General features: G+C 63.0%; 11 protein-coding genes and 1 pseudogene. 6 read left to right on the forward strand and 6 right to left on the reverse strand.

Annotated features, from left to right (window positions below; translation table 11 throughout):
• Positions 1–9: 9 nt before the first annotated feature.
• On the reverse strand, positions 10–1,521 hold the full coding sequence (gene istA, locus HAP41_RS23120) for an IS21 family transposase (RefSeq protein WP_166105319.1): 1,512 nt from the start codon (positions 1,519–1,521) through the stop codon (positions 10–12).
• A gap of 222 nt (positions 1,522–1,743) precedes the next feature.
• On the opposite strand from istA, the pseudogene HAP41_RS23125 reads away from it, so the two are divergent.
• The 3 genes and pseudogenes from HAP41_RS23125 to HAP41_RS23135 all read left to right on the forward strand — a co-directional run.
• Positions 1,744–2,565, forward strand: a pseudogene (locus HAP41_RS23125) (IS91 family transposase); the annotation flags it as partial.
• 407 nt (positions 2,566–2,972) lie between these two features.
• The gene (locus HAP41_RS23130; protein ID WP_166053956.1) at positions 2,973–4,319 is read left to right on the forward strand and encodes an IS5 family transposase; all 1,347 of its coding nucleotides are present in this window, start codon (positions 2,973–2,975) and stop codon (positions 4,317–4,319) included.
• An 18-nt stretch (positions 4,320–4,337) separates the two neighbouring features.
• Positions 4,338–5,411, forward strand: a complete 1,074-nt coding sequence (locus HAP41_RS23135) for a tetratricopeptide repeat protein (RefSeq protein WP_166096959.1) — start codon at positions 4,338–4,340, stop codon at positions 5,409–5,411.
• 51 nt (positions 5,412–5,462) lie between these two features.
• Here the strand turns inward: HAP41_RS23135 and HAP41_RS23140 are convergent, their stop codons facing one another.
• The 3 genes from HAP41_RS23140 to pdxR all read right to left on the reverse strand — a co-directional run bounded on the left by HAP41_RS23140 (position 5,463) and on the right by pdxR (position 8,279).
• Positions 5,463–6,464, reverse strand: a complete 1,002-nt coding sequence (locus HAP41_RS23140) for a hypothetical protein (RefSeq protein WP_224580768.1) — start codon at positions 6,462–6,464, stop codon at positions 5,463–5,465.
• A gap of 21 nt (positions 6,465–6,485) precedes the next feature.
• Positions 6,486–6,731: a hypothetical protein gene (locus tag HAP41_RS23145; RefSeq protein WP_224580767.1), complete on the reverse strand. Its 246-nt coding sequence runs from the start codon at positions 6,729–6,731 to the stop codon at positions 6,486–6,488.
• Positions 6,732–6,869: 138 nt separating this feature from the next.
• Positions 6,870–8,279, reverse strand: coding sequence for a MocR-like pyridoxine biosynthesis transcription factor PdxR (pdxR, locus tag HAP41_RS23150; protein WP_166096958.1), 1,410 nt, complete (start codon positions 8,277–8,279; stop codon positions 6,870–6,872).
• Between the two features lie 109 nt (positions 8,280–8,388).
• Between pdxR and HAP41_RS23155 the strand changes: the two genes are divergently transcribed.
• Entirely contained in the window at positions 8,389–8,850 is a 462-nt protein-coding gene (locus HAP41_RS23155) for a carboxymuconolactone decarboxylase family protein (protein ID WP_166096957.1), read from the forward strand.
• A 50-nt stretch (positions 8,851–8,900) separates the two neighbouring features.
• Positions 8,901–9,539 carry an HD domain-containing protein gene (locus tag HAP41_RS23160; RefSeq protein ID WP_166096956.1) on the forward strand — a complete coding sequence of 213 codons (639 nt, stop codon included), beginning with the start codon at positions 8,901–8,903 and terminating at the stop codon, positions 9,537–9,539.
• A 7-nt stretch (positions 9,540–9,546) separates the two neighbouring features.
• Here the strand turns inward: HAP41_RS23160 and HAP41_RS23165 are convergent, their stop codons facing one another.
• Both HAP41_RS23165 and HAP41_RS23170 read right to left on the reverse strand, forming a co-directional pair.
• Positions 9,547–10,854, reverse strand: coding sequence for an MFS transporter (locus HAP41_RS23165; RefSeq protein ID WP_166096955.1), 1,308 nt, complete (start codon positions 10,852–10,854; stop codon positions 9,547–9,549).
• A gap of 291 nt (positions 10,855–11,145) precedes the next feature.
• Positions 11,146–11,301, reverse strand: a complete 156-nt coding sequence (locus HAP41_RS23170) for a hypothetical protein (RefSeq protein ID WP_166096954.1) — start codon at positions 11,299–11,301, stop codon at positions 11,146–11,148.
• A 219-nt stretch (positions 11,302–11,520) separates the two neighbouring features.
• Here HAP41_RS23170 and HAP41_RS23175 point away from each other — a divergent pair, with 219 nt between their 5' ends.
• A complete protein-coding gene (locus tag HAP41_RS23175; RefSeq protein WP_135213824.1) occupies positions 11,521–13,398 on the forward strand; it encodes an adenylate/guanylate cyclase domain-containing protein in 1,878 nt (625 codons plus the stop codon).
• Positions 13,399–13,444 lie beyond the last annotated feature (46 nt).

Here is a 13,444-nt window from a genome sequence, read left to right on the forward strand (position 1 = left end):
ATAATCCTTTCAATGGAAGTAACCGGGGCCGCGCAGATTGGGATGTTCGATGATCGCGTCCTCGGTATCGCGAGAACTGCGTTCGAGCTTGTTGGCGATGATGGAGGCGATGCTCTTGTAGGTCAGTGCGCTGACCGCGACCGCGCGGGCCGCGATCAGCTCGGCGCGTTCGGGATCAATATCCTTGAACAGCCGAAGCACGCCGAGACAGGTCCGGAATCCCTGTTCGGGATGAGGCCGATTGGCCAGGATGGCGAGAACGAGCCCCTCGGTGTTGGGCCCGATCGACCGCCCCCAGCGCCGGAATCGATCGGGAGTCCACTCGGCGTAACGCCGATGCGCACTGGGCATGTGATCGGGATCAGTGCCGTGCCGGCGGCCGCCATAACGGCGCTGGTGAGCAGCAACACGCAAACCCCGATGGAACAACTCGATGGTCCGGGTGGTGGCGCGAACGTCGACCTGCTCCCGGATCAGGCCGTGTGGAACTGAGTAGAAGAAGCCGTCGACCTCGACGTGATAATCGAGCGAGACGCGGGCCAGGAGCCATTCCGCGAACTGATAGTCGGCATCCGGCAACGGCGCCAGGACAGGCATCTCGACGGTCTCGAACAATTGTCGGCGGCTGACGCCGATCCGGCGCATGACGTGGGCGTTGATGCGCTCCAGCGCGGCGGCGATTGCCGCATTCGCCTCAGCCAGCGAGAAGAAGGTCTGCCGGCGAAGCCGCCCGAGGATATAGGTCTGGGCAAAACGCACTCCGGCTTCCACTTTTGCCTTATCCCGGGGCTTTCTTGGCCGTGCCGGAAGGATGCCAACGCCGTAATGGGACGCCATCATCCCGTAGCTGCGATTGATTTCGGGGTCGTAGAACGACGCCCGGTGCACGCCGGACTTCAGATTGTCAGGGACGACGAGGCGTGGCACCCCGCCAAAGAACCGGAACATTCGGACATGAGCCTCGATCCAGTCCGGAAGTGTCTGCGTCCAGGTCGCCTCGGCGTAGGTGTAATTCGAGGCGCCAAGCACGGCGACGAAGATCTCCGCGTCGCGCACAACCCCGGTTGCGCGATCAACGATCATGATCTTCTTGCCGGAGTAATCGACAAAGACCTTGTCGCCGGCCGGATGGTCCTGCCGCATCGTCGGAGACAGCCGCCGCTCGAATTCCCGGAATAAATCGCAGAACCGGCTGTAGCCATAACCTTCCGGATGGACCGCCCGGTACTCCTCCCACAGCACCATCAGATTGACGCCAGGCCGCTTCAGCTCACAGGCCAGCGAGGCCCAATCCGGCTCCCGGCGCCGGCGGAAGCCGCGCCTGACGCCGGCATGGGCAAACAGACGTTGTTCAAGAACGGCGTCGGTCAGATCGCCCGCCAAAGGCCACGCCAGCCCGGCAGTCGAGGCACGCTTGAGATTGTCCTGGATCGTGCTGCGCGCCACCCCGAGCGTGCGCCCGATCTCCCGGGCGCTCACCCCATCACGGGCAAGCCGCAGCATCTGTCGTATCTGTCGCATGGTCAGTTCTCTCTTGGCCGGCATCCGCTTCCCCTCGTGGATCAACGAGGGACTTGATGCCTGAAGGACTGACCCAAACGAAAACGCCGACTTCCAAAACCCGGCCGGCTTCAAATCGGAATGCCGGCCGGTTTCATTTCGGAATCGTGGCCGGCTTCAAATCGGAACGATGGCCGGCTTCAAGTCGGAATACCCGGCCGGAATAAATCGGAATCCGCAGCGATGACGACGCTCGCCGCCAATCCACGCCGGCTCGGCGGTGCGATCGGCGGCGTCGCCGTCCTCCACACCTGGGGACAGACGCTGATGCATCATCCCCACGTCCATTGCGTCGTTCCGGGTGGCGGCCTCTCGCCCGATGGCGCGCGCTGGACCGCTTGCCGACCGAACTTCTTCCTGGCCGTCAAACCGTTGTCCAGACTATTTCGCACACTTTTTCTCAAACGTCTGTCGGCAGCCTTCAACTCCGGTGCCTTGCGTTTCTTCGGCGATCTCGGAGCTCTGGCCGAGCCGGCTGCCTTTGCGGCCCACCTCGACGCCATGCGACGCATCAACTGGGTTGCTTACGCCAAGCGGCCCTTCGGCGGACCCGCACAGGTCCTGGCCTATCTCGGCCGCTACACCCATCGCGTCGCGATCGCCAACAGCCGGCTCGTCGCACTCGACGACGATCATGTCGCCTTCTCATGGAAGGACTATCGCCAAAACAGCGCGACAAAGATCATGAATCTCAAGCCCGATGAGTTCATTCGCCGTTTCCTGCTTCATACGCCGCCTGACGGCTTCCACCGCATCCGCCACTTCGGCTTCATGGCCAACCGCCATCGCGCTGCCAAGCTCGCCCTTTGCCGCGAACTTCTCGATCATGAGCGAACAGCCCCAAACGATGGCCAGCCGTCGCCTGTGGATTCGGAGGCTCAAACCTGGGCCGAGGTTCCTGCCTGTCCCGATTGTGGTGGCGTCATGCGCATCATTGAGCGCTTTCGACATAGCTTCAGACGCCCCAGCCCTCGAACATCACCGTTCCGATGCGACACATCGTGAGCCAAGTCATGTCGTGCACGACGATCATCATTCGTCATTTCGCTCCCAGCGTCTCGATCATCGCGGACGATGTCGAATCCGTGCTGTCACACTGCGCGACAACAACCGTCCGATGCAGCAAAAGGCCTATCGCGATCTCAGGCGAAGCGCGTCTGATCTCAACTCTTCCAGGATGCGCACTCCTGTGTCTCTGCCTCACGCGCCGAGCCAGCAGATCGGGCATGGCGATCTCGAACAATCCCCATAGCTGCAAAACCGCGAATAGCCTCCCGCGCCTTCGTTCAATCCGGCTTCAATGAGGTCGCGTCATAAGCGCCTGCCGCGCCCTCGCGTGAGCGCGACCTCACAGAACCCTCCAGATTCCCTTTCGCAGCGGACCATGATTCTGTGTTGCATCGGAGGGGACGATGCGACCGAAGAAGCACAAGACGACGGGATCGAACGACCTGTTCCGGGCGCGGCTGGACCAGATCATCAATCTGAAGCACGAGCTGGTTCTGTTGGCCGGCAAGATCGATTGGGACTGGATCGACGGCGAGATCGCGCCGCTCTACAGCGAGAACGGCCGGCCGGGGATCGAGACCCGCTTCATGATCGGGCTGCTGTTGCTCAAGCAGATTTACGGGCTGTCCGATGAGGGGATTTGCGAGCGCTGGGTCCACGACCCGTATTTCCAGTACTTCACCGGCGAAGAGTTCTTCCAGCACGCCTTCCCGCACGAGCGATCGGACCTGAGCCATTGGCGCAAGCGGCTCGGCGACAAGCTGGAACTGCTGCTGGCCGAGAGCCTGCGGGTGGCGCACGAGGCCGGCGCGTTACGCGGCCAGGACCTCAAGCGGGTCACGGTCGATACCACGGTGCAGCCAAAGGCCATCACCTTTCCGACCGACGCCAAGCTGCTGCATGCGGCCATCAAGGGGCTCAATCGCCTGGCGAGAAGGCACGGCGTCAGGCTGCGGCAGTCCTATTCTCGGATCGCCAAGGCCGCCGCGATGATGGCGGGCCGCTACGCCCATGCCAAACAATTCAGGCGGCATCAGCGGCAGTTGCGTATCCTGCGCTCAAGGCTCGGCCGGATCATCCGCGATATCCGCCGCAAGATCGACGGCCAGCCAGCCCTGGAGGAGGCGTTCGCCCTTCCGCTTGGCCGGGCCAGCCAGATCCGCTCGCAGCAGCAGCGCCAACGCGGCTGGAAGCTTTATTCTTTCCATGCCCCGGAGGTGGAGTGCATCGGCAAGGGCAAGGCCTCCGCGCCGTACGAGTTCGGCGTCAAGGCTTCCATCGTCACCAACAACCGCCGAGCTCCCGGCGGTCTGTTCGTGCTACACGTCAGGGCGCTGCCCGATAATCCGTATGACGGTCACACCCTGCGCGACGTCATCGACCGCACCGAGGCACTCACCGGCTGTCCGATCGAGCGGGCCTATGTCGACAAGGGGTATCGCGGCCACGACGCTCAAAATCCACGTCGCGTCTTCATCTCCGGCCAGAAGCGCGGCGTCTTCGGGATCATCAAGCGCGAGTTGCGCCGCCGATCCGCCATCGAGCCCATCATCGGACACCTGAAGGCCGAAGGTCACCTCGGGCGCTGCTACCTCAAAGGCCGCGCAGGAGACGCCGCCAACGTCGTCCTCTCCGCCGTAGGCCACAACTTCCGCCGCATCCTCGCCTGGCTGAGAGATTTCTTGGACCTGTTCCTGATCCGGATATGGCGCACGTTCACATGTCCCATCCCGCTCAATTCGGATTCTTAACGGACGACTGGCTCATTCGTGATCGCGCGTAACACCGCTTTCACCTTCAAAGGCAAAGCCGTCGATGTAAAGCAAGTCGGACGCGAGTTGAACGTCCGCTATGTGCTCGAAGGTTCCGTGCAACGAGGCGGCAATCGGCTTCGGGTGAATGTTCAGCTGATCGATGCCGAAACCGGCAATCACCTATGGGCCGAGAGGTTCGAGAAACCCGTCGCCGACCTGTTCGACATGCAGGACGAGATCGTATCGCGGCTCGCAAACACGCTAAATGCCCAGCTCATTCAGGTTGAAGCGCGGCGAGCGGAACGTTCAACCCATCCCGATGCAATGGACCTGTATTTCCAGGGCTGGGCTTACGAGAACAATGGGACGACCCCGCAATACATGACGCAAGCGCAGGCCTTTTTCGACCGCGCCTTGGCACTCGATCCCGACAATATCGAGGCGCTGGTCGGCTCGGCGCGGGTTGAAGCGGCGCTTGGGGCCAATCTTGTCACCGACGACTGGAAAGCGCACTTGGCGGCGGCCGAGGCAGCCTCAACCAGGGCTCTGTCCCTTGCGCCAAACCATGCTCGGGCCCGTAGCGTCCTGGGTCTGGTCCAATCATTTAGCAACCCGGCCCGAGCCATCGCTGAATGCGAGCGGGCGTTGGCACTGGATCACAATTTGGCCGACGCTCATCCCTTCATCGGTCTCGCCAAGTTTTTTCTCGGTCGCAGTAGCGAGACCGAGGCCCATATCCGCGAGGCGCTTCGCCTCTCTCCTCGCGATTCCTACGCCTACCGGTGGTTCATGTTTGTCGGTCTCGCCAAATTGTTTCTCGGCGCCGATGTGGAAGCGGTTGCCTGGCTGCGCCGGAGCATCGAGGCCAACCGAAATCATCCCCTCCCGCATTACTATCTCGCCGCGGCACTGTCGCTGCTCGGCTCACCGGACGAGGCGCGGGCCGCCGCGCAGGCGGGTCTTGTGCTCAATCCGACCTTCACTCTCCGCCGCTACCGGGCCCGCGTGACGAACGACCATCCGGCTTATCTCGCCGGACGCGAGCGTGTGTATGAGGGCATGCGCATGGCCGGGGTGCCGGAGGGATGAACGGCAGGAGGTCGCCGGTGCGCGCCCAACAAGGATCGGGCGCTCCTGCGCTTACGGCGACGGCACGGTCGAAGGCGGCGCGGTGACGTTCGGCAGCGGAGTTGCTGGCCAAGGGCTTGCCGGCCATGGACCTTTCGGCTTGGCCGCGACCGACGCGCACGCCGCCGCAAGCTGAGTCCGCATCGACGCCAGGCCCGTCAGGTCGATGTCGAATTTCGCGACGTCCACCTTTTCGTCCGGCATGGGCGTGGTCCGCCGGATATGGAGGGAGCGGGACGCCATGATCGCCTTGACCATGTCAGGGTCGATGCTGCCGCTCCACATCTCGTACTTCGCGGCTCGGACCGGAAACCCTCCGGCTTCCTGGTCCTTGTCGGCATCCGCCGTCATCATGATCGTGCTTTTGCCGGCGCTCGTCTCGTCGATCTCGCCCGCGAACATCAGCTGCACGCGATTCCTGGTTTCGCAAAACATACGCCACTCCATCATCCGGAACGAAGAGACGCTTTCCTTCTTCATCACCGCGATCTTGCTGATGAACGGCCGCGTTGCCTTCTCCAACCTCCACATCCCTTCGGCAAACGGTCGCGTGTCGATTCCGAAACGATAGAGCTCGGCTCGCGTCAGCATATGCAGGTTTTCGAACTTCACGATACGGATGAGACCGTCGAGCTCGCGGCTGATCCCCATCGCCGCGATGAACGCAGCGCGGTCGCGGTCGGCGTTCGCGATCCGGCGCTGCCTGTATTCCGCGACCGCCTGCGGCGCCGGATGCCCGTGAAAGACGAGGACCAGCCTGGAGTTATGGACCGCCAGGGCGGCGTCGGGAGCGACCTCGCGTGATGTCGCGCCGAGAAACAGGTAACCGCAGGCCGAGTTGCACATCGCATGGTAGGTCGTGAGCTCCGCCTCGACCTCGCCGCCGGCGGCCTTGGTCTTCAGGCATGCGGCGTCCACCTGTGTGCCGGCGGCGCACGCCGTCGCGATCGTCCGGCCGACCCGCGCGACCGCCTTGCGACTGCGCAGCAGCCGGCCGATGACGTAGGACTCCACGTTCCCGCCGGGCGAATGCAGTTAGATCGGACGCTGGGTGTCCTTGACGCCGGCCAGGAAGCGGCGAATGCGCTGGCTCGCGTCTCCATCGATCTCGCCCTCGATGGCGATCCAGCGGTCGCAGCCGGGCCCGCACGCGTCCGGTGCCCCCTTGGCAAGATAGATCGTCAGCCTGCGCGCAAATCCGGGATTCTCGGCAGGCGTTTCCTCAGCATGCAGTGCGCATGGAAGCAGCACGGCCGCGAGAAACAAAATACGGGCAAGCATGTAACGACTGGGCCACGCACGGTGATGATAGGCGCCGACGTTACAAGATGATCGGCGCGCCTACAACTTTCGGTGGCATGCCGGCCCGCGCTTATTGCGCCGGGCGGCACATCGTGCTGTCTCGAAATACAGCGTTCGTCACGTCAGACGATCGATGATTTCGAAGAGCCTGTCGCAGGAAGCCTCGATCCGCTTTTGCGGAGATGTGGCGATACCCAGCAACAGACCGGGGCGCGCCGAAGCCGTTGACGCATACCACAGCGACAGCGGGGTCGGCGCCAGTCCGAACGATGCCGCTTCCCTGGCGATGGCGAGATCGGTCGCTCCATCCGGCGGCCGCAGGACCGCTGCCAATCCGGCAAGCGCAACGTTGGCGGTGCGTGTCCGAAGCTGTTTCAGCAATGCATCGCCTTGCGCGGCGTAGACCCGCTTCGTGCGTCGGAGATGCCGCAGATAATGGCCATCGCGCATGAAATCGGCGGTCGCGAGCTGCACTGCGGGCCCGGGCGCCGGCGCGAGGCAAGCCGCGGCCTCGGCAAATCGCGACGCCAGAGCGGCCGGTGCAACGACAAAGCCGAGCCGCAAGGCAGGGGTCACGGTCTTGCTGAAAGAGCCGATGTGGATGACGCGGCCCGCGCGATCGAGCGAGGCGAGCGCCGGCGTGGCCCGGCCCTTGAGCTGAAGCTCGCTGAGATAGTCATCCTCGATCACCCACGCCTTGCGTCGGGTGGCCCAGTCGAGCAGGCGCGAACGCCTCGCCAGCGACAATGTGGATCCGAGTGGCGCCTGCTGTCCGGGCGTCACGACAACCAGCGCCGCGTCGGGAGCATGTTTCAGGCCATATTCAACATCGATGCCGTCAGCGTCGACCGGGATCGGCGCGATCGACAGTCTTGCAAGCGCGAGACCGTGCCGCGTGAAGGGAAAGCCCGGATTCTCCATCCAGACCTTCGTCTTTGACTCGAGGCCGAGGACACGGAGCGCCAATCCGAGGCCGCCGCTGAAACCGCTGGTGATGATGATCTGCGACGGCGCGCACGCGATCCCGCGCGCCAGCGCAAGGTAGGCTGCGATCTCGCGTCGCAAGTCGAGCTCGCCGCGCGGATCCGGATAGATCGCCGGCGCGCTCATTTCGGCGCGAACCGCCTGCGCGCGCATCCTTGCGAGCAGCGTCGCAGGAAAGGTCTCTTGCGCAGGCACGCCCATCTGGAAGATTGCCGGGCCCGCCGTGAGCTCCTGGTACATCTCCATGAACGAACCGGGGGCCGGGGCCTTGTCCTTGCGAACGGGAAAGGACGGCCGATCCGCGACATGCGTGCCAGTCGCGCGTGACGCGACGATCAGCTGGGCAGAGGACAGCTTTTCATAGGCCGCGCGCACGGTGCCCCGCGCGACGCCAAGCTGGGCTGCCAGGTCCTGCCAGGAGGGCAGACGCGCTCCGGGTGCGAGCACGCCGTTCGCGATGGCGGCCCTGATGCCCCCATGGATCTGCTCGGCCAGCGGCGTCTTCGCAGATCGATCCAGTTCCAGCCGGAGCGGTTTGGTCATGCCCCTTGGTACACGATTTTCGTGCATTCTTGGTGCTTTTTTGTGGACCAGGGCAGGGCCATTTAGGGCGGAGACAAGGGCCGGGCATCGATCATCAAGGAGCAGAAAAATGACCAGGCGTCTCGACTACGACCGTATCGCGCCGGCGGGTGTGAAAGCGCTGGGCGGCGTGTACGGCTACATCATGCAGAGCAATCTTCCTGCGGGGTTGATCAACCTCGTCTATCTGCGCGTATCCCAGATCAACAACTGCGCCTACTGCCTCGACATGCATATGCGCGATCTGCTCAAGAGCGGGGTGAAGATCGAAAAGCTCGCTCTGCTGCAGGCGTGGGAGGAAGCCGGCAATCTGTTCGACGCGCGCGAGCGCGCCGCCCTCGCATGGGCCGAAACGGTGACCCGCGTCGCGGATACCGGCGTGCCGGATCAGGCCTATGAAGCCGCGCGCGGGGTCTTCGAGGAGCGCGAGCTCGTCGATCTCACCATCGCGATCGGCCTGATGAACACGTATAATCGTATGGCGATCAGCTTCCGTAAGACGCCGCAGGCCGCCGTCGAGAAGACAGCCTGACGGGCCACGAACGGCATCGGCCGACGTCAATGCAAGGCAGGAGTTAGAAAATGACGAGCGTGATTTCCGGCGTGAAAATTCCCGACAGCAAGCTGGCGCGCGAGGCCGCCGAGCTGGTGCGCAGCTACGAAGACGAGATGCTGTTCAACCATTCGGTCCGCGTCTACGTGTTCGGCGCGCTGAAGGGGCTGCGTCAGAAGCTGAAATTCGATTCCGAGTTGCTTTATGTCGCGGCGCTGTTTCACGACCTCGGCCTGGTCGATCACTACCACACCGAAACAAAGCGATTTGAGGTCGACGGTGCCGACGCCGCGCGGGACTTTCTCCGGGCACGCGGCATCGCCGAGCCGCAGGCCGATCTGGTCTGGGAGGCGATTGCGCTGCACACCACACCCGGTATTCCGGAATATATGAGACCGGAAATCGCCCTCACGAGGGCAGGAGTTGTGGTGGACGTCGGGGCCGTTGGATATGACGAGTACACGCCGGAGCAGCGCGATCAGGTGATCGCTGCGTTCCCGCGCGGCGATTTCAAGAACGAGTTTTTGAAGGTGCAGACCTGCTCAGCGCTGAAGAAGCCGCAGACGACATTCGGGACCGTCAATTTCGACTATATCCAGGATCACGATCCCAGCTTCCACAAGCCGAACGTGTGTACGCGCATCCGCAACACGCCCTGGCAAAGCTGAGCTGCCGCTAAGCCACCGGATCCCTGACGGCATCCGAACGGCTTCGGTCATCCGGCGCCAGCGGTGGCGCCGGCCGCGCGGGAGCGTCCTTCAGCAAGGCAGCGTCGCTCGAGGCGTCCTCGACCGGCGCGGCTCGGGCCTCGCGCGCGGCGACGATCCAGATCAGGAAGCCAAGAAGCGCGAGCGCGGCTCCGACGGGACCGGTGGAGGTCCAGCCCAGCCCCTCGCGAATGGCAAGGCCGCCCAGGAACGGGCCGAGCGCATTGGCGGTGTTGAACGCCGAATGATTGAGCGCAGCAGCGAGCGCTTGTGCGTCTCCCGCGACGTCCATCAGCCGCGTCTGCAGGACGGCGCCGAGCGAGACGCTGGCGCCGATCGCGAAGACGTCGGCCGCGAGCAGCCAGGGATTGCCCGCGGCGAGCGGAAACACCAGGAGCGCGACTGCAGCAAACAGCAGGATGACGCCCGCCGTCGGCATCAAGGCGTGGTCGGCAAAGCGCGGCACGAACAGATTGCCGAGCGTTGCGCCGATGCCGAACACGGCGAGGAAGAACGGGATGACCGCGGTGCTGACCTTGGTGACCTCGATCAGCGTCGTCGCGAGATATGTATAGACGGCGAACATGCCGCCAAAGCCGATGGCGCCGATCGCCAGCGTGATCCAGATGCGGCCGTTTCGGAGCGCACCGAGCTCGCGCAGCGGATCGGACCGGCCGGCCGCATCGCGCGGCGCGAACAGCGCGCACAGCAGGACCGTGATCAACGCCAGCACCGACACGAGGCCGAAGCTCGCGCGCCAGCCCATCGCCTGGCCGATCAGATTGGCCAAGGGCACGCCGATGATCGTGGCAGAGGTCAGGCCGAGCATCACCTGGCCGATCGCCTGCGAACGGCGGTGTTGCGGAACGAGCGAGGCCGCGACCAGCGCGGCGATGCCGAAATAGGCGCCATGCGGCAATCCCGACAGAAATCGAGCCGCGATCATCCAGCCGAAGCCTGGCGCGAGCACGGTGAGCGCGTTGCCGAGCGCGAACACCGCCATCAGGGCCAGCAACTGGGTGCGCCGGGCGAACCGCGCGCCAAGCACGGCGATCAGCGGCGCGCCCGGCACCACGCCGAGCGCGTAGGCACTGATCGCGTGCCCCGCGGTCGGCTCGTCGATCCCGAGGTCGGCAGCGAAGAACGGCAGCAAGCTCATCGATGCGAATTCGGTGGTTCCGATCGCAAAGCCACCCATCGCGAGCGAGAACAGGACGATGGCGAGGTGAGGGGGCGCTGAGGCGCGGGGCGAGGTCGCGTGAGGCGAGGTCGTCATGTGTCCTGCATTGGTGGCCGCAACGGGAACGAGCCCAGCGAACGTCGCCACCCCTGCAAGATTTGTCGTCGTACTTAAACCCGCGCCAGCCCGCGTCAACATCGGAGGCGCGATGCAAGGCATGCCGCATATCAGCGTCCCGATTTAAGTGTGGCGCCATCCGGACGCGTCGCGCATGAGCCTGTGGCCTCATCGGTGCGCTTCGGCCTTCCCGCGACCTTCGCTATCCTCTCTACAGACGGGGGCGACGCGCCTGAGGGCAAAACAGTTGCATGGCTGTAGCAAAGTGTATTAGCGGTTGAGGCGGTCGGCGCGACCTTTTGCCATCGCGCCCGGCGCGAGGGCTTCCACTTCGGGGCCCGGCGCAAGTGAGAATTCGCGAATGCTGTCGAAATTCAAAAAGGAATTCATAAGGAATTCAAAAGGAATTCGAAAGGTAGAGTGCATTGATCGGGTGCCTTATTCCAGTGCGAGCCGCTCATCGCCAAGAGGAGGTAATCCGAAGAACCCCTTTTACTCTCCGCCGCGACTTGTTGTGGCGTTGCCGCTCCGAGCCATTCGGGTGATTTTGGTAGCGCCTCAACCGAATTGCGTTTAGCGTGTTGCAGATTGGTTCAACGACGAGACTCTGCTCGGCAAGAGGCTTTATTCGCCGCTGAGGGATCAATGAAGTCGGAGCCTACGAGCGTCCCCCCGTCGTCGCCGAACACCGCCAACGACAGTGGTGCGAGGTTGGTTGGTGCTGCCGAACAGGACTTTAATTCCCAAGTAGGAACGATCCTCGAATTCGAAAGACCTTTCCGCGCCGTCCTCGTGGCGGACGTCGTCAGCTATACCAGACTTATGGAAGCTGCTGAGGTCGAGACGCATAGTCGCTATCGGGCTCTTCGCGTGAGCGTCATCGATCCTGCCTTGATCGGTCGACGAGGCGAGATCGTGAAGAACACCGGCGACGGCTTCGTCGCGGTGTTCGAGAGCCCGCTCGATGCCCTTCGCTGTGCCTCCGAGTTGCAGCGTGAAGTCACCGGGCTTGAAACCTTGCAACCTCCCGAGCGCCGCATAGCCTTTCGCATCGGCGTCCATTGGGAGCCTGTCATCTTTGATCTGAACGATGTCTACGGCCATGGCGTCAATATCGCAGCACGCTTGCAGTCTGTCGCTCCCGCGGGCGGCGTTGTGGTGTCGTCGGCCCTTTTGCGAGTAGTCGCCGATCTGAGCGAATTCAAGTTTGACGACCTGGGTGAGCTTCATCTCAAGAACCTGTCGCGGCCGGTTCATGCCTTTCTCCTGCTCTCGCCGGGAGTGGACCGCCGCACGGTGATCGGCGCTTCCACCAAATCCTCGAGACGAACCAAACTGCCCTCGATCGCCGTTCTTCCGTTTGCGAACAGCTCTTCGGAGGTCGACGACAGCTATTTTGCCGAAGGCTTCGTCGAAGACATCATTGTCAGCCTGAGTAATATTCAGGAGCTCCTGGTGGTGTCTCGCGGGTCGACGATGCCGTTTCGTCAGCGCGAGATCGATCCCGTCGAAATCGGCGAGAAGCTTGGCGTTCGCTATTACGTCAGCGGTCACGTTCGTCGATCGGGCAAGCGATTCCGGTTTTCGGTCGAGTTGGTCGATGTTGCGACTGGCTCCGTGGTGTGGGCCGAGAAATACGACACGGACCTTGCGGACGTTTTCGAAGTCCAGGACGAGATCGCCATTGGTGTCGTTGAGAAGATCGCCGCCTATGTGCGTCGCGCAGAGATCAAGCGGGCGCTGCGAAAGCCGCCGAAGAGCCTCAATGCGTATGACTATCTCCTGCGGGCGCTTGAGCTGCTCTACAAATTCGATTTCGCGAGCTTCTCGCGCGCCAAAGGGCTGCTCGAGAAAGCCAGCGAGGAAGACCCCGAATACGCGGCGCCGTACGCGTTCGCTGCGAAGTGGCACAATTTCAAGATCGCGGAGGGGTGGTCGTCGGATTTCGATGCGGATTCGGCCGACGTGATCCGACTGTCCAATTGTGCCATCGAAAGAGACCCGCAAAATGCTCTCGCGCTCGCGATACAGGGGCACGGCAAGAGCATGTTCTTTCGTGACTACGACAGCGGATTGGACCTGTGTGAGCGGGCTCTTGCCATATCCCCCAGTAATTCGTGGGCATGGGTGTTCGGGAGCGGGACCCCCGGGTTCATCGGCGATGCTTCAACCGGAATCGCCCGTGCGGAGCGCGCCATCCGGCTTTCACCACTTGGCCAACAGGCCTTTTTCAATTTCTGCCTGCTCGGCCAAAATCATTATCTGAACGGAACGTTTGACGATGCCATTCGCTGGTCGAAGAAGTCTTTGACCCTCAGCCCGCGTTTTGGAAACGCCGCGCGCGTCCTCGCCGCAAGCCTCGTCGCGGTTGGTCGCCTGGAGGAAGCGCGGCAGGTTTCGCAGCACCATAAGAACATCCTGCCCGGCTTCAGGGTATCGGACTATGCGCGCCGTTGTCCGTTCAAGGAGCCCCAGGGGTCTTTGTATGTTGAGCGATTAGGAGCAGCTGGGTTGCCGGATTGATGGGGCCAGGAGCCCGGTTCAAATTATTTGCCCCTCGATGGAGAGC

The organism is Bradyrhizobium barranii subsp. apii (genome assembly GCF_011516635.5).
GTDB lineage: Bacteria > Pseudomonadota > Alphaproteobacteria > Rhizobiales > Xanthobacteraceae > Bradyrhizobium > Bradyrhizobium barranii.